General features: G+C 61.4%; 18 protein-coding genes. 5 read left to right on the forward strand and 13 right to left on the reverse strand.

Annotation, left to right across the window (positions count from 1 at the left end; translation table 11 throughout):
• Positions 1 to 108: 108 nt before the first annotated feature.
• A complete protein-coding gene (locus OUZ49_RS08930) occupies positions 109 to 348 on the forward strand; it encodes a hypothetical protein (RefSeq protein WP_266149999.1) in 240 nt (79 codons plus the stop codon).
• A gap of 143 nt (positions 349 to 491) precedes the next feature.
• Here the strand turns inward: OUZ49_RS08930 and OUZ49_RS08935 are convergent, their stop codons facing one another.
• From OUZ49_RS08935 to OUZ49_RS08970, 8 genes are all read right to left on the reverse strand, one after another.
• A complete protein-coding gene (locus tag OUZ49_RS08935) occupies positions 492 to 1,022 on the reverse strand; it encodes a hypothetical protein (RefSeq protein ID WP_266150000.1) in 531 nt (176 codons plus the stop codon).
• 188 nt (positions 1,023 to 1,210) lie between these two features.
• Entirely contained in the window at positions 1,211 to 2,143 is a 933-nt protein-coding gene (locus OUZ49_RS08940) for a hypothetical protein (protein WP_266150001.1), read from the reverse strand.
• The gene (locus OUZ49_RS08945) at positions 2,133 to 3,977 is read right to left on the reverse strand and encodes an ORC-CDC6 family AAA ATPase (protein WP_425492343.1); all 1,845 of its coding nucleotides are present in this window, start codon (positions 3,975 to 3,977) and stop codon (positions 2,133 to 2,135) included. The genes OUZ49_RS08940 and OUZ49_RS08945 overlap by 11 nt, the downstream gene beginning before the upstream one ends.
• A 5-nt stretch (positions 3,978 to 3,982) precedes the next feature.
• The gene (locus tag OUZ49_RS08950) at positions 3,983 to 5,188 is read right to left on the reverse strand and encodes a metallophosphoesterase family protein (RefSeq protein ID WP_266150003.1); all 1,206 of its coding nucleotides are present in this window, start codon (positions 5,186 to 5,188) and stop codon (positions 3,983 to 3,985) included.
• 8 nt (positions 5,189 to 5,196) lie between these two features.
• Positions 5,197 to 6,015: a DNA adenine methylase gene (locus OUZ49_RS08955; RefSeq protein ID WP_266150004.1), complete on the reverse strand. Its 819-nt coding sequence runs from the start codon at positions 6,013 to 6,015 to the stop codon at positions 5,197 to 5,199.
• A 107-nt stretch (positions 6,016 to 6,122) separates the two neighbouring features.
• A complete protein-coding gene (locus tag OUZ49_RS08960) occupies positions 6,123 to 6,854 on the reverse strand; it encodes a TSCPD domain-containing protein (protein ID WP_266150005.1) in 732 nt (243 codons plus the stop codon).
• A gap of 216 nt (positions 6,855 to 7,070) precedes the next feature.
• Positions 7,071 to 7,655 carry a histidine biosynthesis protein HisIE gene (locus OUZ49_RS08965; protein WP_266150006.1) on the reverse strand — a complete coding sequence of 195 codons (585 nt, stop codon included), beginning with the start codon at positions 7,653 to 7,655 and terminating at the stop codon, positions 7,071 to 7,073.
• 138 nt (positions 7,656 to 7,793) lie between these two features.
• Positions 7,794 to 9,941, reverse strand: coding sequence for an adenosylcobalamin-dependent ribonucleoside-diphosphate reductase (locus OUZ49_RS08970; protein ID WP_266150007.1), 2,148 nt, complete (start codon positions 9,939 to 9,941; stop codon positions 7,794 to 7,796).
• A 346-nt stretch (positions 9,942 to 10,287) separates the two neighbouring features.
• On the opposite strand from OUZ49_RS08970, the gene OUZ49_RS08975 reads away from it, so the two are divergent.
• The 4 genes from OUZ49_RS08975 (at position 10,288) to OUZ49_RS08990 (ending at position 15,478) form a co-directional block, all read left to right on the forward strand.
• Positions 10,288 to 11,679, forward strand: a complete 1,392-nt coding sequence (locus OUZ49_RS08975) for a Do family serine endopeptidase (protein ID WP_266150008.1) — start codon at positions 10,288 to 10,290, stop codon at positions 11,677 to 11,679.
• 547 nt (positions 11,680 to 12,226) lie between these two features.
• The gene (locus OUZ49_RS08980) at positions 12,227 to 13,210 is read left to right on the forward strand and encodes a substrate-binding domain-containing protein (protein WP_266150009.1); all 984 of its coding nucleotides are present in this window, start codon (positions 12,227 to 12,229) and stop codon (positions 13,208 to 13,210) included.
• Positions 13,207 to 13,923 carry an HAD family hydrolase gene (locus OUZ49_RS08985; protein ID WP_266150010.1) on the forward strand — a complete coding sequence of 239 codons (717 nt, stop codon included), beginning with the start codon at positions 13,207 to 13,209 and terminating at the stop codon, positions 13,921 to 13,923. The genes OUZ49_RS08980 and OUZ49_RS08985 overlap by 4 nt, the downstream gene beginning before the upstream one ends.
• A 178-nt stretch (positions 13,924 to 14,101) precedes the next feature.
• The gene (locus OUZ49_RS08990; RefSeq protein WP_266150011.1) at positions 14,102 to 15,478 is read left to right on the forward strand and encodes a leucyl aminopeptidase family protein; all 1,377 of its coding nucleotides are present in this window, start codon (positions 14,102 to 14,104) and stop codon (positions 15,476 to 15,478) included.
• Positions 15,479 to 15,946: 468 nt separating this feature from the next.
• On the opposite strand, the gene OUZ49_RS08995 is transcribed toward OUZ49_RS08990, so the two are convergent.
• From OUZ49_RS08995 to OUZ49_RS09015, 5 genes are all read right to left on the reverse strand, one after another.
• On the reverse strand, positions 15,947 to 18,202 hold the full coding sequence (locus OUZ49_RS08995; RefSeq protein WP_266150012.1) for a carboxy terminal-processing peptidase: 2,256 nt from the start codon (positions 18,200 to 18,202) through the stop codon (positions 15,947 to 15,949).
• Positions 18,203 to 18,225: 23 nt separating this feature from the next.
• Positions 18,226 to 19,227 carry a lipoyl synthase gene (gene lipA, locus OUZ49_RS09000; protein WP_380003584.1) on the reverse strand — a complete coding sequence of 334 codons (1,002 nt, stop codon included), beginning with the start codon at positions 19,225 to 19,227 and terminating at the stop codon, positions 18,226 to 18,228.
• 19 nt (positions 19,228 to 19,246) lie between these two features.
• Positions 19,247 to 19,915, reverse strand: a complete 669-nt coding sequence (lipB, locus tag OUZ49_RS09005; RefSeq protein WP_266150014.1) for a lipoyl(octanoyl) transferase LipB — start codon at positions 19,913 to 19,915, stop codon at positions 19,247 to 19,249.
• 173 nt (positions 19,916 to 20,088) lie between these two features.
• Positions 20,089 to 20,379, reverse strand: coding sequence for a YbeD family protein (locus tag OUZ49_RS09010; RefSeq protein ID WP_266150015.1), 291 nt, complete (start codon positions 20,377 to 20,379; stop codon positions 20,089 to 20,091).
• Positions 20,380 to 20,393: 14 nt separating this feature from the next.
• Positions 20,394 to 21,623: a D-alanyl-D-alanine carboxypeptidase family protein gene (locus OUZ49_RS09015; protein ID WP_266150016.1), complete on the reverse strand. Its 1,230-nt coding sequence runs from the start codon at positions 21,621 to 21,623 to the stop codon at positions 20,394 to 20,396.
• Positions 21,624 to 21,666 lie beyond the last annotated feature (43 nt).

Below are 21,666 nucleotides of genomic sequence, written 5' to 3' on the forward strand. Positions count from 1 at the left end.
GCACTCTGCCCCCTGTCTTCACCCTTTTGTTCCCAAGCAGGTAACGACAATGCGCGTGCGGAGCGAGGTCAACAGGGATATCGTGCCGTCCTGATCACGAGAAACACCATGACGAAAAGCTACGACCCACCCCTGACTACGAACCCGCATGGCCCCCTCTACCGCGTCGATAATGCGATCAAGGCAGCCCAGCAACGGCTGGATGCCGCTATCGATATGAAGCGGCATCACACCAACCAAAATCTGGCCCACGAAGTGATCAAAGAGGCTCGCGAAGGACTCAGAAAGTCTGAACAGTTGCGGGTGCTCAAGATCAAAGAACTCGCGCAAAAGGCGGCGGAGACCTAGGCGGAATCCGGGCCAGCTCACTCCATCCCCTTTTTCAGATTCGACAGCGTTGCAAACGTTGCGCGGTCAATCTGCTTGGACACTCTGCAAGACCCTTCTCTCTGTCTCGATCGCCAAACGGGCTCGGCATGAGTCTCCTGAAACTACCGCCCAAAGCTGGCGTCAGTGTCGACTTTTAAGGAAGGTGCACTCTGACCCCTGTTTTGGTCATTCGAACCACCAATGACAACGCTACCTTGGACTGGGCCAATCACAACACCCGTACGTGATTGAAGGGTATAGACCCAAGAAACGGTCACGCCGCTTGCGAGTCTCGCACTGTCGATATCTCTGAAACGAGTGGACAGGCCAATCGCACCCGAATATTCCTTACCTGGAATCAACTCGATATCGTCGCTATCCGGGTCCGAGATGTACCCGAGCTGCTCCAAGGGCGTTTGTAGACCGTTGTTCTCGATCACAGTCAGCCCGATGGCTCCGCGAGCGCCCCATGGCAAGCTCTCTCTCTGAACACGTAGGGGCTCGCAACCCAAATACTTCATCGAGAACTTCAGCAAAGTCCCTGATTGATCCGTAGCACCCTTACCCGTCAGCTCAATTCGAGCTGGAACACATCCCTGAGCGAAGGATTCAATAGAAAACGCTAGCAGGATAACGAATATCGAAATTTTCATGGGAGTAGAAGCATCGAGAAGGTTCTCGTCCTAGGTCCGACTACGTTCGACTCTCACTTTTGATCATCCTCAGGCGATGCCCTCTCCCCAAGGCCACAGTTACGCGCGGGCAGAGTCGACCTGTAACCTTTGCGGAAAGTGCACTCTGACCCCTGTTTTACCCTTTGCGGGGCACTGATCCCTTATTGCTACCCATCGACTTCCTCCTCCTCAGAGGAAAATGTCACGCGAAACAATGTGTAATTTTCAGATGCCCGGCGATCGACAGGCCTCGCATATTTTCCTGCGCTTACGCGCCATACGGATATATCGCGAAAATAAGAGCCTGCCAACATTGCGCAAAAAGCAAATATTTTAGGGCCGAGCGGAAGCAGCACGCAGCGGTAACTCTTTCTCAAGTGAGAAAGCAAGGAGAAGAGATCCCTAACCAACGCGGGCGCGTCCAACACGTCATAGCGCAGTACATGCGAAGCATCCACGTCCCGCAACAGCAGATCATTCGCCTTGCCTACGGCCTCATCGTATCTCTCGATCGGCGATTCTGGAAAAAAAATCCAGCTGCTCGATGGATCGACTAGCTCAATAACCCCCAATGCCTTCATATATTCGTAGCCTAGGCCCGAGATGACGACCGTGGGATTCGTATACTCGCCCGACCAACCCGAAAAATATTCGCTAGCGGGGCCTAAGTGATCGTTTGCTGGCTCAGCGAGCGACGGAGGAGAAAACTCCGCTAGGGAGTAGAAGAAGTCCACCTCAACATGTCTAAGTGCCGTAAAGCAGCGAATTAGACTCGCCAATCTGAATCGCGTGAAGCAGGAAATATCAACAAGAACTCTACAACGTTCAATGGTTACTCCGTCCACCATTAGCGAACGTCTCAACGCCTCATCAAAACCCACGTCATCTATCCGCACGAATTCGAAGCCCGCCTCGATTAGTGCGTCTTTGTTCTGTTTGAACGCTATCTTCTCGTTTAGTCCGTATCCAAAAGCTATCTTGCGATCCGCCTCAAAGGCTATGGCCTCGATCATGAATCTTGAGCGTCTCTCATAGCCACACGACACAATGGCGACCGCATAATTTTCCGCGGGCTGGACTGTCTCGACTTTAGGATTCATGATCTAGACCGAGAGAAAGCTGAGAAATATCGACTGTGTCCAAGCTTGAGTCGACCCTACTTCTCTCCAGGAGCGTAGTAAGGTTTATCGACTTACCCGCAACGAGGGGTAATTTAAAGTGCGGTGCGAGCCAGTTCGACAAACGAAAGCGCCCCCCCACCAAACCATTCACTAGGTAAATATGGCTATTGATGTCGAGTGGAACCAAAGCGCCTATGTATAGCGCGTTTCCAAGACAACGTAGTTCGGCGTCTCCTACCTCGTCAACAACAAAACTGAGAATTGGATCGGCAATAAAGCGTTGCCCTACTATCTGCTGCCCGAAGAAGAGGCCAATCTTCTCGATTAGCGCATAAGTTGAATGCTCATCGGCCGAAGGAAATGCCTTGAGCCGCGCGACCACGCGACTCACGGCAAACTTTATCTCCCGACTTTGAGCAACCAAAGAGATGTGCGGTGACTTCTCCCTGGCCTCCCCAAGCATCCCACTGAGCGTAGACTTCAACCAGCGAGGATGAGATTCGGAGACCGAAAAAATGTTCTTTGCTCCGCAATAAGGGATAGGAGCCCGCCTTGAAGCACGACCGACCTCCGACCTCATGCTTCGCTTTAAGTAGAAAGATCGTATCTCCACAACTGGTCGAACCTTGCGAACAACAGAGTCGAGTAAGTTGGGCTTAGCATCGAGGTCGCTTACGTCAACTCCTTTTCGCACCAAGTAGTCGGCAAAAGAGATATCGATGGAAGCAAGACTTCGAAACATCGAACCAAACCGGGCGTCAGCTGGCGCTCTTTCAAATACGGCTTCGGAACCAACGAACCCCGTATGAGAGGGGCGTTCAAACGCATCATCGGCACTGACAAGTGAAGCTGACGCAGAGCGGTCCCTTGCGCTCACGAGACCGGACCATAGCCCCCTGCAAAATTCTTCGCGCGATCGCTCGCTCGCCCCCTCTTCACGAGTGGCATAGCTAAGTGAAATTGAATCGTAATCGTGTGCGGGCACGGGGTGCTCCGAGCCGGGTACCTGAGGCAACTTCAACGCCGGCGTGAGCGCGAGCTTTAGGAGCAAGTTTTGAGGTGTCGCACGCAGAGCAGCAAATAGATGGCTTTGCACGCCAGTGGGCGCGATCTCTAATTCATCACAAAGGAGTGCCCACTTACGAGAATCATCGTTCGCAAGCAGATTGAAACCGTCACATGCTAGTCCGGCAAGCTGGGTCGGGCTTTCTGTAGCGGCGAGTGCTGATACACGCTCGCCAGCTTCCATTTGCATGAGTCGCCGGGGCAGAATCGCCAACTCTTGTGTCAAGAGCAGCCGGAGCTCTAGCAAACTTAAAACCTTGCGACCAGGAAGCCACAAACTCGCCAGATGGCGGACCAGATCAAGCTCATGATTCCGGTCCAATTTAATGTAGAAACGCTCCTCGTTCGCCCGACAGGACGCGTCTAAGCGCCAAACCATTGTGTCGACTAAAGAGCGCGCAACTGCGAGCGTATAAATCGACATGTGAGCCCCGGCACGCGCCTCCTCGCCGAGAGGTAAAAGTGTATTTTGAAGCGAGCTAATCCATGCCGTGTCGACCGGAACAAACACACCCACGTAGTCAACCGACTCCTTCAGGCCTTGGGCGCCCGGCTCACGCCATGTACCTAGAGCGCGAGGATCAAGCATACGCAGCAATGTGGTTTTCCCACTCCCTCTGGGACCTAAGAGGACTGAGTTACGTGATTTGGCCACCTCTTCGAACTGGCGCGGAGCAATAAATGACCGAGCGACCATTTCGGGTGTGAGGCCACGAGCGTTGTAGTGTTCCCACAAAGAGTCGTTCACGAGAGCTATGCCTCCCTTAGGAGCTGGACAGGATTCAGCGGGTTCTGGCCCACCGCTCGAATCCCATGGCGCTCCATCAACATAGACATGAGCTTTGCTCGATCCTCAATGAGCATGTATTTCATATCAGGATGACGCGACTCGATGTCGGTCCAACTCACAGCCGTTCCCGGCTGCACAAGGCTCGCAATCCTTCCGGCCAAGGCATGAATATTCTCCCGATGACCAAATCCACAGCCGTTCACAATCTTGCCAGGATGATTGCTCGCGAAATCCGAAGGCGACCAACCGATTGACTTTATCCACTCCCACGAGCGAACTGTCCCCACGCCCCCAAGCCTGGAAAGATCATCGATATCGAGGTCAAGGATGTAGAACTGGTTGACGGCGGTCTGAAAATAGACTGGTGAAAGTATCGCGCTGAAACTGCCGGCAGAAAAGACCGTGGGCGATGACGATGTTCCGCCCGCGTATGTCAAACGCGGGAAATGCTTGTGCCCGTGAATGATAAGCCACGGTTGTTCAGAACGAGACAATTCCTCGATCAGCTTAATTCCCTGAGCCATTTCACTGTAATCAGGTGCCGACTGATCGAGATCCGGATATCGAAAGGGATGATGATGGCAAAGCAGCACATTCAAGCTGACATCAGGGTCTGACGGAGTCATCTCCAAGATGCGTTGAATTGTATAGTCCGTGACTCTGCCGTGCGCATACTCCTTTTGACCGCGAGCGTGTGTGTTACAAGTATTCAGGACCAGGATTCGTACTGACCCAACTCGCACGACAAAAAAATGCTCCGCCCAGTAACGCAACCGATCCATCTCATTGAGCCCAGGGGACGGATAGCTGGGCGTCAATAGTTTTAGTCGCTCCCAAATTTCAGGCTCTGTTTCACCCGTCCGCGACGAGATGTCGTGATTGCCAGTTGCGGCGAATATATGATCAGCACCAAGAACCGAGGCCGTGTGTTGCAATGCGGCCCATGCGGCGGTCAACCCGGATGCGCAAGCAGCAACCGTGATATCTCCCGGACACATAAGTATGTCGGCGCAGAGCGCATTTTCCTCAGCGAACCGGTACAAATCTGCGATAGGGTCCTGCTTCTCCGCCCTGACCCTGGAGAGATCTACGTATGATGTCTTTTGCTCGTTATCGGCCGCAATAAAATGCAGATCACTCATTATGGCAATAGATAATTTATTAGCCATATATAATGTCAGTAATTACAAAAAATGTATTCGCTAATCATCTTTCGATCATTAGCGTTCGCGCCGATAACATAACGCCCCCTGACCAAATGCTTCCGCCACCCGCGAAGCTCAGAGGAAAGGTCTACGTTATAAGAAAACAATATCTTCGCGCCGCGAGTGGCTGCGATCTGCGTAGACTCAATCAAACGACCAAGCTCATCATCCTTCATCGCATCGGGCCCATATTCCCCGCGATCCCGATTTGAAACTCGATGGTATGGAGGGTCGATATAGAGGAAATCACCGCGATCCGCCAAGTCAATCGTTTCCGCGAAGTCGCCGCAAACAAGATGCGCAGTACTCATTACCTCTGCACACTCCCACACTTGTTGCAGGCTCGGGAAGAGCGAGAGTTTACGACCAATTGGCACATTGAATTCGCCCGCCTGATTGGTTCTATATAGGCCATTGAAGCAGGTCCTATTGAGATACCAAAACAACGCAGCCTTTTCTAATGGATCACATGGCGAATTGAAGCGTTGCCTGTACTTACTGTAGTCCGCCGCTTCTTGCGAGTAAGTACTCGCCGCTGCATGCAGCTCACTAGGCGAAGCCCGGAGCTGCACATAGAAATTCATCAACTCAGTATTAACGTCGCCAAGTACAGCTTCGCGTGGCGTTAGTGCGAAGAACAAAGACGCGGATCCTGCAAACGGCTCCACGTAGGCAGCGAATGATTTTGGTGACTGGCGTACCAGCTCAGGGAGGAACTGCCGCTTACTGCCTGCCCACCTTAAAAGCGGCCGACACTCTTGATCTCGTTCCTGGAGCTCAGTGCCAGGCATCTGCCCATCCTTAGAATTTGCCGATTAATGCCGAGCCTAGATCAGATCAAACGCACGAAGCATGGGCACGCGATTCACCACAGAGTGTGGACCCGAATATATCGGCATCAACCGCACTTGCTATACCCACAATTCAAGCAAGTCTGGCACCCATCCATCAGCACCAGCGCCTGGGTGTTGCACTTGGCGCAGAGGGTGGCGCCGGGCGGGAAGCCGTTGGTGGTTTCGGCGGGGGCGTCAGTGGTGGCGGGGGTGGCTTTCTTGCCGGCGGTGACGGCCTCGTAGGCGGCGCGCTTTTCGGCGACCAGCTTGCGGGTGGATTCGTCCATCTCCGGGTCGTGGATCAGGCCGATCATCTTCATATGCTGCTCGATGACCGTGCCGATCTCGGCGACGATGGAGGGCATGTAGACGCCGCCGGCCTTGAAGTAGCCGCCGCGGGGGTCGAACACGGCCTTCATCTCTTCCACCAGGAAGGTGACGTCGCCGCCCTTGCGGAACACGGCCGAGGTGATGCGGGTGAGCGCCACGATCCACTGGAAGTGGTCCATGTTCTTCGAGTTGATGAAGATCTCGAAGGGGCGGCGCTGTTCGTACGGGGTGCCGGCGTTGAGCACGATGTCGTTGAGCGTCACGTACAACGCGTGCTCGAACAGCGGCGACTTGATCTTGTAGGTGGAGCCGACCAGCGTCTCGGGACGCTCCAGGCTCTCGTGCATCTGGATCACTTCCGCCTTGGGCGCTTCTTTGGGCGCGGCGGGTGCTGCGGCGGGCGCGGCCTTGTCCTCGGGCTTGACGACGTTGTAGCCCTTGATCTTCTTTTCGATCTTGATCGCCATGGTGTGTGCTTCTTTTCGAGTAGTTGGCGGCGCGCGACGGCTTGGGTGACTGGCAGGACCACCCTGATTTCGGTGGGAGCCATGGAGTCCAGAGCCTAGAGGCACTGGATTCCGGCTTCCGCCGGAATGACGGGGCGGAGGTGTCCGCCGGTCTTGCCTGTCATTTGGAGACGACCCGGCCCGGCGTGATAACGCCGGGCCGGACCGGTTTACGACTTACTTGCGGCGGGCGGCTTTCTTAGCCGGCTTGCGCACGGCCTTCTTCACGCTCGCCTTCTTGCTGGCAGTGGACCTCTTGACCGCCTTGGCGGCGGTCTTCTTACCGGCGACTTTCCTAGCCACCTTCTTGACTGCGGCCTTCCGTGCCGTCTTCTTGCTGCTGACCTTCTTTGCAGCCTTCTTGGCAACCTTGCGGACGGCCTTCTTGGCGGTCTTCTTGGCTACCTTGCGTGCCACCTTCTTGGCGACAGCCTTCTTGGCAGTCTTCTTCACTGCCTTCTTGGCGGTCTTCTTCACGGCCTTCTTGGCCACCTTCTTGGCGGCAGCCTTCTTCACCGCTTTCTTGGCGACCTTCTTGGCAGCGGCCTTCTTGGCCGGAGCCTTCTTGGCCGTCGCCTTCTTTGCAGCCTTCTTGGCGGTCTTCTTCACCGCCTTCTTCGCCGCCTTCTTGGCCGGAGCTGCCTTCTTGGCCGGCGACGACTTCTTCTTGGCGCGGGCCTTCTTGGGGGCTGCGGCCGGCGTCACTTCGACAGCGGCAACTTCCACCGGCGCGTCAACAACCACTACGGCTTCGTCTTTCATATCAAACTCTGTATCGATAGACATGCGTGTAATCCCCTCCGACGTGGATTTGGAACTTGTAATGAGCCTTGCCTCTGGGGCACCCGGAATGCTTTCGCCAGCGAGCCGGCACCTGGAAGCCAGGTACCGGCGACTAGTTTAGAACTTTCCGTAATACCCTTCCTTCAAGGCATCGAACAAATTGGCGGCGGTATGCATTTCGCCGTCGTATTCCACTTCTTCGTTGCCTTTCAGTTCCACCACACTACCGTCCTCCAATTCGAAGCGATAGAGGGTGCTCTCAAGATCCGCTTCTTTGACGAGCACGCCCTGGAAGGCGGCGGGGTTGAAACGGAAGGTGGTGCATCCCTTCAAGCCTTGTTTATAGGCATAGAAGTAGATGTCCTTGAAGTCTTCGTAGGGGTAGTCGGTGGGCACGTTCGCCGTCTTGGAGATGGACGAATCCACCCACAACTGGGCGGCGGCCTGGATGTCGACGTGCTCTTTGGGCGAAATATCGTCGGCCGCCACGAAGTAGTCGGGCAGCTTGGCCAGCCCCTCGGTGGCGAACGGCATGGCGTCGGCGTTGATCAGGGCGCGGTAGGCGAGCAGCTCATAGCTGAACACTTCGACCTTTTCCTTGGTCTTGCGGCCTTCGCGGATGACGTTGCGCGAGTAGTGGTGGGCAAAGCTCGGCTCGATGCCGTTGCTGGCGTTGTTGGCCAGCGACAGCGAGATGGTGCCGGTGGGCGCGATCGAGCTGTGGTGGGTGAAGCGGGCGCCGGTTTCGGCCAGCTGGGCGACCAGGTTCGGCGCCACCGAGGCAATGCGCTGCATGTAGCGGCTGTACTTGGCGTGCAGCAGGCGGCCGGGGATGGTGTCACCCACCTTGTAGCCGTCGGCGACCATTTCCGGACGCTTGCGCAGCATGTCGCCGGTGACGGTGTAGTCACGCAGCAGCACCGGGGCGGCGCCCTTTTCCTTGGCGAGGTCGAGCGCGACCTCCCAGCCGGCCACGGCCATCTCGCGGGAGACGTCCTCGGTGAAGGACACCGACTCGGCGGTGCCGTAGCGCATCTTGAGCATGGTCAGGGTGGTGCCCAGGCCCAGGAAGCCCATGCCATGGCGACGCTTGGAGAGGATCTCCTCGCGCTGCTGCGGCAGCGGCAGGCCGTTGATCTCCACCACGTTGTCGAGCATGCGGGTGAAGATCTTCACCACTTCGCGGTATTCGTCCCAGTCGAAACGGGCCTTGGGGCCGAACGGGTCGCGCACGAAGGTGGTGAGGTTGACCGAGCCGAGCAGGCACGAGCCGTACGGCGGCAGCGGCTGCTCGCCACACGGGTTGGTGGCGCGGATGTGCTCGCACCACCAGTTGTTGTTCATCTCGTTGACCTTGTCGATCAGGATGAAGCCCGGCTCGGCATAGTCATACGTGGACACCATGATCATGTCCCACAGGTGGCGGGCACGGATGTGACCGTAGATCTTGCAGGCCACCAGGCCGTCGTCGCGCTCCACGTAGTTGTCGTGGGTGGGCCACTCGCGCCAGACCACCTTGGCGGCGTCGGTCAGGTCGATCTCGCCCTGTTCCTTGACGTGCACCGGGAACACCAGCGGCCAGTCCTGGTCGTGCTCCACCGCCTGCATGAAGCCGTCGGTGATCAACAGGGACAGGTTGAACTGGCGCAGGCGGCCGTCTTCGCGCTTGGCGCGAATGAATTCCTTCACGTCGGGATGGCTGACGTCGAACGTGCCCATCTGCGCGCCACGGCGACCACCGGCCGACGAGACGGTGAAGCACATCTTGTCGTAGATATCCATGAAGGACAGCGGGCCGGAGGTGTAGGCACCCGCGCCCGAGACGTACGCGCCGCGCGGACGCAGCGTGGAGAACTCGTAACCGATGCCGCAGCCAGCCTTCAAGGTGAGGCCTGCCTCGTGCACCTTCTCCAGAATGTCGTCCATCGAGTCGCGGATGGTGCCGGACACGGTGCAGTTGATCGTGGAGGTGGCCGGCTTGTGCGCCAGCGCACCGGCATTGGACGTGATGCGCCCAGCCGGAATCGCACCGCGGCGCAGTGCCCACAGGAAACGCTCGTACCAGTGCTCACGCAGCTCTGGGGTGGCTTCCACGTCGGACAGGGCGCGCGCGACGCGCTGATAGGTTTCGTCGACGCTGCCGTCGACCGGATCGCCTGACTTGGCTTTCAGACGGTACTTCTTGTCCCAGATATCGTAAGACGCCGGTTGCAGCGGAATGGCTGCGGTGTCACGACCTACTACGGGTGCACGCATGGTGCTCATCGGCTTCCTGACCTCCAGGTACGGCCTTACGGCCCCTTTGGTTTGTTCTTTTCTATTTCGGCTAAGCCGCTCGCGTCAGGCCCGCACCGGAACCGCACAGCCGGTACAGCTGCCCAACGCTTGCGTTCCATGCCCGACCTTCGACCACCCTCCCCCCGAGGATCTTGTGACACCAGCGCTTGGGTTACCACGCCGATAGATTACACAAGATGTTGTGGTCGCGAACGGAATGGGAAGTTACCCCCGAGATACGTCGATGTAAAGTGTTTTCGTCAGTAACCGAGCATGGAACCGCCGTCGCTGAGACGAGTCGAAGGACGGCCCTCACATAAGGAAAGTAGCCTCCATGTTTGCCCGTCTTACCCGCCGACCGGTCGTGATTTCACTGGCGCTGATCGCCTCCGCGCTTGCTGTGATCACATTGACACCGGTGGCCAGCCACGCCTCCCTGCCGCCTTCCGTCGATGGCCAACCGCTGCCCTCGTTGGCGCCCATGCTGGAGAAAGTGACGCCGGCCGTGGTGAACATTTCCACCAAGACACGCGTGCAGGTGCGCGACCCGTATTTCGACGACCCGATGTTCCGCCAGTTCTTTGGCATGCCCAACTCGCCCCGCGAGCGGGTGGAGCAGAGCCTGGGCTCGGGCGTGATCGTGGATGCCGCCAAGGGCTATGTGCTGACCAACAACCATGTGGTCGGCGGCGCCGACGACATCACGGTGTCGCTGCAGGACGGACGCAACTTCAAGGGCAAGCTGGTCGGTGCCGATCCGGATACCGATGTGGCGGTGGTGCAGATCGCGGCGACGAACCTGCAGGCGCTGCCGCTGGCCGATTCGTCCAAGCTGCGCGTGGGTGACTTCGTGGTGGCCGTAGGCGACCCGTTCGGCCTCAGCCAGACGGTGACCTCGGGCATCGTCTCCGCGCTCGGCCGCAGCGGCCTGGGTGGCAATGGCTACCAGAACTTCATCCAGACCGATGCCTCGATCAACCCCGGCAACTCCGGCGGCGCGCTGGTGAACCTGCGCGGCGAGCTGGTGGGCATCAACACCATGATCTTCTCGCCCTCGGGCGGCAACGTGGGCATTGGTTTTGCCATTCCGACCAACCTTGGCAGCCAGGTGATGCGTCAGTTGATCGCCAACGGCAAGGTCAATCGCGGCAATCTCGGCGTGGAGACACAGGACATCACGCCGCGCATCGCCCAGATCCTCGGCCTCAAGGCCACCGACGGCGCCGTGGTGACGCGGGTGGCCTCGGGCTCGGCGGCCGAGCAGGCCGATATCCAGACCGGCGACGTGATTACCGCCATCGACGGCAAGCCGCTGCACAACGCCCAGGAGCTGCGCAATGCCGAAGGCCTGCTGCCGGTGGGCAGCGCAGTGAAGCTGGGCGTGCAGCGCAACGGCAGCACGCGCGACGTCACCATCAAGCTAGTCGCCGAAAAGCTCGCCACGCTCGATGGCAGCAAGCTCGACCCGCGCCTGGCCGGCGTGACCTTCAACGAGCTGTCGCAGAACCAGCGCGGCCAGGGCGTGGCCGGCGTGGCCGTGAGCGCCATCAGCGCCGGCAGCCGCGCCGCACAGGCGGGCCTGCAGGCGAACGACATCGTGATCGGCGTGGGCAACTTGCGCGTACCTGACCTGCGCACGCTGCAGCAGCTTGCCGGCGTGAACCCGCGCCAGCTGGTGCTGGTGGTGTCGGATGAGGATGGGGTCAGGTATGTGGATGTGCGTTGAGGGGTGAGTGAGGGGTGAGGGCCTCAGGCTCAGTCGTTCCACGCAGCTTCGTCGCGCCACCCAGCTTCGTCGCCCCTACTTCGCCATCCCTCCGAATTTCCTCATTCCGCCCTACTTCGTCATCCCCGCGAAAGCGGGGATCCAGTGCCTTTAAAGCTCCGCACCAGCGTCGCCAAATCCAAGTCGCTGGATCCCCGCTTTCGCGGGGATGACGGAATCGTGGGCGCGACGGCGAAATGCGCGTGGCGGACCAGTGCGGATAACGCATAAAAGGGGATTACGTCACGATACACACCACAAACGAGGCACCACCTGCCGTCGCACTCCATATGCGACCGTATGCCCCTGACTGAGACGCCAACGTGCGATGAACGACTTTGCAGTGCGTGCGCAACATCCCGTTTTTCACGTGCGCAAACGCATGAATAAGCTTGATGTTTGGGGCTGAGCTGGATGAAATAGCGGGGTTGCACGCTTTTTCTTGCACGCGTTCTGGTCAAGGCAGTACGCGAACGCCACACTCAATGCCTCGGGGTTCCTCATCGCCATGTCCACTCGCATTTCCCGCCTACTTATCGTTGCGCTTTTCAGCGCATGCGCCGCCACCGGCGCGCTTGCTGCTGCCACCGGCAAGACCAAGGCCAAGTCGCCCGCCAAGCCCGCCGCATCGGCGGCACCCGCCCTGGTGTGGCGTGGTGACTACGCCACCGCACGCGGCGTCGTTGAAGACGTGGGCAAGGCCTGGGAAAAGAGCGGCAAGGGCCGCATCGAAATCCAGCCGTTCAACACGGCATCGGGCCTGGATGCCGTCGCCCACGGCACGGCCGATATCGCCGGCAGCGCTCGCGGTAGCGCCGGCGGCACGGAAAGCGACCTGGTGTTCCTGCCGGTCGCCTACGACGCGCTGGTGATGATCACCCATCCGTCGAACCAGGTAAGCAACCTCACCATTGCCCAGCTGCACCAGATCTACTTCGGCAAGATCACCAACTGGAAGGAAGTCGGCGGCAAGGACGCGCCGATCAACCTGTACGCAGTAGCCAGCCCGGGCGACGGTGTCGAGTACAGCCTGCGCCGCCTGATCTTCGGCCGTGGCAACCAGCCGGTCGCCGCGCCGCGCCTGTACGTGAACACGGCGAAGCTGGAAGAAGCCGTGACGCTCGACCCCAACGCGCTGGGTGTCACCACCCTGTCCGGCGTGGCCAGCAACAGCAAGGTGAAGATGGTCAGCGTCGACGGTACGCGTCCGAGCGTGGCGACGGTCACCAGCGGCAGCTACCTGCTGTACACCCCGCTGTACCTGGTCACCAACAAGAACAACCCGAAGGCCGCGCAGATTGAAGCCTTCATGGAGTTCATCAAGACCGATGCAGTGAAGGCGCTTGCCCGCCAGCACCAACTGGTGCCGTACACCGATGCACCGGCCCTGGCCGAGCAGGACAACGCACGTCGCGCCAAGATCCTGGCCGAGAACGGCATCAAGATGCCGGTCGAAGACCCGGCCTCGGTCTCGGGTGCCGCGCACCAGTGATCAGCGAGGTCGAGCGCCACGTCCGCATTCGCGCCGTCACGCTCGATCTTGACGACACCTTGTGGCCGGTACTGCCGGCCCTGGAACGCGCAGACCGCGATCTAGACGCGTATCTGCGCCAGCACTATCCCGACGTCGCACGCGCATGGCCGATTCCTGCCATGCGCGTGCTGCGTGCCGAGGTCGCCGCGGAACGCACCGACCTCGCCCACGATTTCACCGCGCAGCGCTACATCACCATGCAGCGCGCGTTCGCGGCCTGCGGCATCGAGCAGGCACCGCTGGATACGTTGTGGGACATCTATTTCTCGGCGCGCAACAGCGTCGAGCTATACCCCGACAGCCTCCCTGCCCTGCAACGCATCGCCGAACGCTGGCCGGTGGCCAGCCTGACCAACGGCAACGCCGATCTCGAGCGCATCGGCATCCGCACCCACTTCGCCCACCACGTCAGCGCCCGCGACACCGGCGTGGCGAAACCCGATGCGCGCATCTTCATCGCCGCCGCCGAATGCCTGGGTGTGGCGCCCGCCGAGATCCTGCACGTGGGCGATGACCCGGAACTGGACGTGGTCGGCGCCCGCGACGCCGGGCTACGCACGGCGTGGATCAACCGCGCGGGACATCCCTGGCCGGGTGCACTGGGTCGGGCGCCTGATCTGGACGTACGCGACATGGGCGCGCTGGCGGATTGGCTTGAGGGGCGGGGCTGAGCGACTACTCGTACGCTCTGCAGCCGGCTCGACTACGTCACTTTAGAACCGTCATTCCGGCTTTCGCTGGGATGACGAGCGATGGGCGAGCGGGTGACCCAACCCCCAAAAGCGCGCATCATTAGCGCTTCGTACGCCGCCATCGCGGCCGGCTGCCCTACGCCGCGCAAGGAACTCCATGTCTGCTCTTATCGAACGCAAAACCGGCGACCGCCAAAGCATCGCCATCGAGACCACCGACGCTGCCCGTTTTGCCGCCAGTAAGCGCCGCCTCACCGCCGCGCAACGCCGCTGGCTGACCGACTGCGGCTTCGATGCCGCGCCGGGCACGTTTGCCCTGCTCGCCGATGAAGGCGGCAAGCTGGTACGCGTCCTCGTCGGCGTCGATGCCGGCGATGCACTGGGTTCGCTGGGCGGCTTGCCGCGCGTGCTGCCCGAGGCCACCTATCACCTGGCCGAGGAAGGCGTACTCAAGGACACCCTGCAGATCGCGCTGGGCTGGGCCCTGGGCGCCTACGAGTTCACCCGCTATCGCAAGGCCCGCCGTGCACCGGCGCGGCTCGCCATCGCCGCCGCTGAGCTGGACGTGCTGGCACCGCTGGTGGAAGCCACCGCGCAGGTGCGCGACCTGGTCAATACGCCGACCGAGGACATGGGCCCGAAGCACCTGGCCGACGCGGTGAAGCGACTGGGCAAGACGCACAAGGCCAAGGTGCGTGAATGGGTCGGCGACGAACTGCTCGATGCCAACTTCCCCACCATCCATGCCGTGGGCCGCGCCAGCCATCGCGCGCCGCGCCTGATCGAACTGAACTGGGGCAAGAGCAGCGACCCCAAGCTTGCCGTCATCGGCAAGGGCGTGTGCTTCGACACCGGCGGCCTCGACCTGAAGCCGGCCGACGGCATGCGCTGGATGAAGAAGGACATGGGCGGTGCCGCCCACGCGATCGCCCTGGCCGGCCTGATCATGCAGGCCAAGCTGCCCGTGCGCCTGACCTTGCTGATTCCCGCCGTGGAGAACGCCGTGTCTGGCGCCGCCATGCGTCCAGGTGAAGTGATCACTACGCGTGCCGGGATCACCGTCGAGGTGGACAACACCGACGCCGAGGGCCGCCTGGTCCTGTGCGACGCGCTCACCTATGCAAGCGAACAAAACCCGGACCTGATCGTCGACTTCGCCACGCTCACCGGTGCGGCACGCATCGCGCTCGGCCCCGACCTGCCGGCCCTGTTCTCAAACCAGGACGATGTCGCCGAACGCGTGTTGGCCGCCGGCCGTGCGGTGAACGATCCGCTGTGGCGACTGCCGCTGTGGCGTCCGTACCGCAAGATGCTCGAGTCGTATCTGGCCGACATGGCCAACTCCGGTGCGTCGCGCCATGCCGGCGCGATCACCGCGGCGCTATATCTCGAGCGCTTCGTGCCTGAGACCACGCCGTGGCTGCATCTGGATACGTATGCGTGGAACGATGCGGATCGCCCGGGTCGACCGCGGGGTGGCGAGGCCTTGGGCCTGCGCGCGTTCTTCGCGTTCCTGCAGCAGCGCTACGGCTAAGCGTCGCCGCCCTGACTCCTTCTCCCCTCCGGGGAGAAGGCTGGGATGAGGGGCGGGTGCTCGCGATCACGCGACAACCGAGCGCCACGGCCAGCTTGCCGCTTACGCAGCGGGCGTTTCGACTGCCTGCCGGCAGCCGAGTCACTTTTCTTTTGCTGGCCCAAAAGAAAAGTAACCCAAAGAAAATGGCCTGAAGAGCTCATAGCATTGCGTCGGATGCGAGCCTGACGGGTGTGGCCAGCCGGATAAGTGGCGGCCCATGGCCGCTACACAGCGGCTACACCGCAACGCGCCGTAGCGGAGAGGGCTTAAAGCGTGGGCTTGCCCTGCGGTTGTAGCGCTATCGCGAGCACCCGCCCCTCATCCCAACCTTCTCCCCGGAGGGGAGAAGGGGCAAGAGCTTCGGCGAACATCCATGAAAAAGGGCGGTGCTTGCGCACCGCCCTTTTGGTTTTCCCGGCGAACTGATCAGTGCGTCGTTGTGGACGGCGTGACTGGAGCCGGGGTCTGCGACACCGCGGCCGTCGAGCTGGTGTCGAACTTACCGCCGTAGGGCAGGACCTGCGCCGCCAGCTTGGAGTCCGCCTTGATCAGGCCCACCGCGTCGAACAGGATGTGCGCGGTTTCGTTCAACTGCGGATCGGGTGCCTTCTTGGCATCCGTCTCCTGCTTCAGCTCGCTCTTCAGGCTGCGCTCGTTGGCGTTGAGGCCGTCGTCGAGCGAGGCCTCGTCCTCAACGTCGGCATTGCCGTCGATCGCCTTGTGGCGCGCGCGGAAGTCGGCCTGGAGGGCGTCGAGTTCCTTGCGCTCCTGCTCGCGCTGGGCAAAGTTCAGCGAGATCGTGGTGCGGTCGCGCATCTTGCGGTACTGCGCCAGCTCGTCGAGCATCAGTTTCCACGCCGGCGCCTGGGCGACACGCGCGTCATGCTTGGCCTGCAGCGGGCTCAGGTAGGCCTTGAGGTCGGCCACCGGCTTGTAGTCGGCCTGCGCGATCTGCGTCCACTGCAGGGCGTTGTCGTAGGTCGACTCGCCGAAGTCCTTCTCGTCGCCGTTCTTCGGGAACTGGATGTCCGGCGTCACGCCCTTGAGCTGGGTGGAGCCGCCGTTGATGCGGAAGAACTCCGCAATCGTCATCTTCAGCTCACCGAACTGCGGCTTTTCCTGGCCGGTGCGGGTGAAGCGGTCGAGGTCGACCAGGTTCTGCACGGTGCCCTTGCCGAAGGTCGGCTGGCCGATGATCAGGCCGCGGCCGTAGTCCTGGATGGCGGCAGCGAAGATTTCCGAGGCCGAGGCCGAACCACGGTTGACCAGCACGGCCATCGGGCCGCTCCAGGACATGCCCGGGTCGTCGTCACCCTGCACTTCCACCTGGCCGCGCGCATCGCGCACCTGCACCACCGGACCCTTGTCGATGAACAGGCCGGTGAGTTCGTTGGCTTCGGCCAGTGAGCCGCCGCCGTTGTTGCGCAGGTCGACCACGACGGCTTCGACGCCGGCGGCCTTCAACTCGCCGAGCAGCTTGGCCACGTCGCGGGTCGCGCTCTTGAAGTTCTTGTCGCCTTCGCGGCGCGCACCGAAATCGGAGTAGAAGGTCGGCAGGTCGATCACGCCGATCTTGCGGCTGACATTGCCGTCCTTGACCTCGATGATCTTCTTCTTGGCGGCCTGCTCTTCGATGCTCACCTTCTGGCGCACCAGGGTGATCAGCTCGTGCTTGCCGTCCACGCCCGCGTCAGCCGGCAGGATCTCCAGCCGCACGGTGGTGTCCTTCTTGCCGCGGATGTGCTTGACCACGTCGTCCAGGCGCCAGCCGATCACGTCGACCATCGGGCCACTGGTGCCTTCGCCGATCGCCAGGATGCGGTCGCCCACATGGACCTTGCCGGACTTGGCGGCCGGGCCGGCGGGCACGACTTCACGGATGGCCGTGTATTCGTCGCGCGCCTGCAGCACCGCGCCGATGCCTTCCAGCGACAGCTTCATGGAGATGTCGAAATTCTCCGCCGCACGGGGGCCGAGGTAGTCGGTGTGCGGATCGGTGGATTCGGCATAGGCGTTCATGAAGGACTGGAACGCGTCTTCGCCGTCGAGCTGCTTCACGCGGTCGATGTAGCCGGCATAGCGCTTGTCCAGCGTCTTGCGGATGTCGTCGTCGGTCTTGCCGGCGAGCTTCAGGCGCAGCCAGTCGTTCATGGTGCGCTGGCGCCACAGCGTATCCAGCTCGGCCTGGTCCTTCGGCCAGTCCGCCTTTTTGCGGTCGTAGTTGTAGCTTTCGTTCGCAGTGAAATCGAAGCCCTGCTTGAGCAGGCTGCGCGCATAGGTCATGCGCTCGATCGCGCGCTGCACGTACAGGTTGAACATGGAGAACGGACCGGACAGGTCCTGGTTCCAGATCGAGCCGTCCAGCTGCGTCTTCAGCGGCGCGAACTTGGCCATGTCGGCCTGGGTGAAGAACACCTTCTCGCCGTCCAGGCTATCGACGTAGGCCTTGAAGATCTTCTGCGACATCGCCGCGTCGAGCGGCTGCGCGTCGTAGTGGAAGCGCGTCAGGAAGCGCGCCGACAGCTGCGCGGCCTGGGCCTCGGTAACGGTCGGCTTGAGCGGCAGGGTCGAGAACTTGCGCGGCGCGCTGTCGTCGGTGAGATCAGCAGCGGACTGCGCATGGACGCCGACACCGGTGACGGCAAGGGCAAGCAACAGGGCAAGCGATGGGCGCAGTTTCATAAAGTCTCTTTAGGCCTGCTCAGTCAGGCATGCTCGGTGACACCCGCGGCGTGAGCCTGCAGGTCAGCGTGATACGACGAGCGCACCAGCGGGCCGGAAGCAACGTGATGGAAACCCATCGCCTCACCGGCTTCGCGCAGCGCCTCGAACTCTTCTGGCGTCCAGTAACGGATCACCGGGTGATGATGCGGCGTGGGCTGCAGATACTGCCCGATCGTGATCATCTCGACGTCATGCGCACGCAGATCGCGCATGGTTTCCAATACCTGGTCCATGGTTTCGCCCAGGCCCAGCATGATGCCGGACTTGGTCGGTACCTCCGGATGCTGCGCCTTGAAGCGCTTCAGCAGGTCCAGCGACCACTGGTAGTCGGCGCCCGGACGTACTTCGCGATACAGATGCGGCACGGTTTCGAGGTTGTGGTTGAACACGTCCGGCGGGAAGTCCTTGAGCACTTCCAGCGCGCGTTCCATGCGGCCCTTGCCGCGGAAGTCGGGCGTGAGGATCTCGATGCGGATGTTCGGGCTGGCGTGGCGCACCGCGCGGATGCAGGCGGCGAAATGCTCGGCGCCGCCGTCGCGCAGGTCGTCGCGATCCACCGAGGTGATCACCACGTACTTCAGGCGCATGTCGCGGATGGTCTCGGCCAGGCGCGCCGGCTCCAGCGGATCGGGCGCGGCCGGACGGCCATGCGCCACGTCGCAGAACGAGCAACGACGCGTGCACACCTCACCGAGGATCATGAACGTGGCGGTGCCCTTGCTGAAGCACTCGTGGATGTTCGGGCAGCTGGCCTCTTCGCACACCGTGACCAGCGCGTTCTCGCGCAGGCGCGCCTTCAGCTGCTGCACGGCATTGCCCTGCGGCAGGCGCACGCGAATCCAGCTCGGCTTGCGCAGCGTCGGTACGGCCGTGTCGAAGCCTGCGCGGTTAAGCGCAATCTTGTCGTTACCTATCTGCTTATCGACGGCCGACGTGCCGGCGACAACGCTGATCGGAATAACCTTGGGGGAGGAGGAGGACATTTCGCTCATGTAGGCAAGCTCAGACCGCTGCACGAGCGGGGAGTTCAGGGAGAATGGGGGCGGCCTGTTCAGCGTCGAATCCGAACTGGCGGCAGAACTCTTCCACCAGGGCGTCTTCGACGTCGGCCAAGCGCGACGGACCGCCCAAGTCTAACACCTGGGTAACCGCCAAACCCTTGTAACCGCAAGGGTTGATGCGGTGGTACGGCTCCAGGTCCATTGACACATTGAAGGCCAGGCCGTGAAAACTGCAGCCGCGGCGCACGCGCAGGCCCAGGGCGGCGACCTTGGCGCCGGCCACGTAGACCCCGGGCGCGCCTTCCAGCCGTTCAGCGCCGATATTCCAATGCGCCAGCGTATCGATGATGGATTGCTCGAGCTTGTTGACCAGCTCGCGCACGCTGACCCCGGCGCGACGCAGGTCGATCAGCGGATAACCCACGATCTGGCCCGGCCCGTGATAGGTCACCTGGCCGCCACGATCCACCTGCACCACCGGGATATCGCCCGGCGCCAGCACGTGCTCGGCCTTGCCGGCCTGGCCCTGGGTGAACACCGGGTCGTGCTCGAGCAGCCACAGTTCGTCGGGCGTGTCGGGCCCCCGGTTGTTGGTGAAGTCACTCATCGCCTCCCACGTCGCCGCGTAGGGCTGACGACCGAGACGACGAACTTTGAGCGGCAGGGACATGGGGGACCTGAGGCGGCGGAAGACCTTGGGGAAGGTGCGGCCGGTTGGCGAGAAGCCAAGAGGGGGATGGGGGTGGGCAGTGGGGGCGCGACAACCGTTTGTTGCCGTACGTCGGTAGTGGGTGCCAAGACGCATGATCTCGCGCCCCCACTACCCGCCTCAAACCCCCGCTCTTACAGCGTGTAGCGGATATCCGGATCGGCCCGCAGCGCGGCATGCGCGGCGTCGTACTGCTCGCGCGTGTCGCAGCGGAAGCTCACCGTGACCGACAGGAAGTTGCCCTCCCGCGACTGGCGCTGCTTCACCGTCTCATGCAGCACGTGCAAGCCGATGCCTTCCAGGATCTGCGGCACGCGGGCCTGAAGGTCCACGCTGGCATTGCCCATGGCGGTGATTTCGAACTCGCCCGGAAACTGGAAACCCTGGCCTTCCTGGCGGGCCTCGATCGATTCGATATCGCGCATCACCGTAGCCTCCGTTACTTGGTCTCAGGCTTCTTGTCGCTGTGGAACCACAACATCATGCTGTCCCACAGGCGGGCGAAGAAGCCGCCCTGCGGGGCATCGGCCAGGGCGACCAGCGGCACGTTCTGCACCGGCTGACCGTCCAGCGTCAGGCGCAAGGTACCTACCTGCTGGCCCTTGGTGAACGGGGCGATCAGGGTGGCCGGAATATCCATGGTGGCCTTGAGCTTGTCGTAGTCGCCGCGCTTGACCGTGATCAGCACGTTGTCGGCCACGCCCAGCGGCAGCTCGTTGGCCTGGCCCTTCCACAGGCGCGGCGTGGCCAGCGGCTTGCTGGCGTCGTACAGCTTGTGGGTTTCGTAGAAGCGGAAGCCGTAGTTCATCAACGCCAGGGCGGAGTCGGCGCGGGCTTTCTCGTTGCTGGCGCCCATCACGATCGCGATCATGCGCGAATCGCCCTGCTTGGCCGAGGCGGCCAGGCAGTAGCCGGCAGCGGCGGTATGGCCGGTCTTGATGCCGTCAACGGTCTGGTCGCGCCACAGCAGCAGGTTGCGGTTGTGCTGCTTGATGCCGTTCCACTCGAAGTCCTTGATCGCCGAGATCGCATAGTCCTCGGGGAAATCGTGGATCAGCGCGCGCGACAGGATCGCGATGTCGCGGGCGGTGGTGTAGTGGTTGGCGATCGGGTAGCCCGACGCGTTCTGGAAGTTGGAGTTCACCATGCCCAGCTGCTTGGCATAGGCATTCATCAGGTTGGCGAACGCAGGCTCGGAGCCGGCCGTGTGCTCGGCCAGCGCGATGGCGGCGTCGTTACCCGACTGGATGATCATGCCGTACAGCAGGTCCTTCAGCGGCACCTGGCTGTTGAGCTTGAGGAAGCTGGTGGAGCCGTCGGTGGCCGCGCCACCGCCACGCCAGGCGTTTTCGCTGATGGTGACCGGATCGGTCATGTGGATCTTGCCGTTGCCGATTTCCGCCGACACCACGTAGTCGGTCATCACCTTGGTGATCGAGGCCGGCTCCAGGCGCACGTCCGGGTCCTTGGAGGCCAGCACCTGGCCGGTGGCGTAATCCATCAGCACCCAGCTCTTGCCGTCCACGTCCGGCGGCGGCGGCACCGGCGCTTCCGGCACCACCGGGCGCGGCACCGGCGCGGGCTTGGGCGGGGTCTGCTGGGCGAAGGCGGTACCGACAACCAGGGCGGCGACGGCAAACGAGGTCAGGGTACGGCGAATCAGGCTCATCGTTCAGTTCAATCCAAGTGCTATATGGCAGCGGCTGAGACGC

It is taken from the genome of Dyella halodurans (genome assembly GCF_026283925.1).
GTDB lineage: Bacteria > Pseudomonadota > Gammaproteobacteria > Xanthomonadales > Rhodanobacteraceae > Dyella > Dyella halodurans.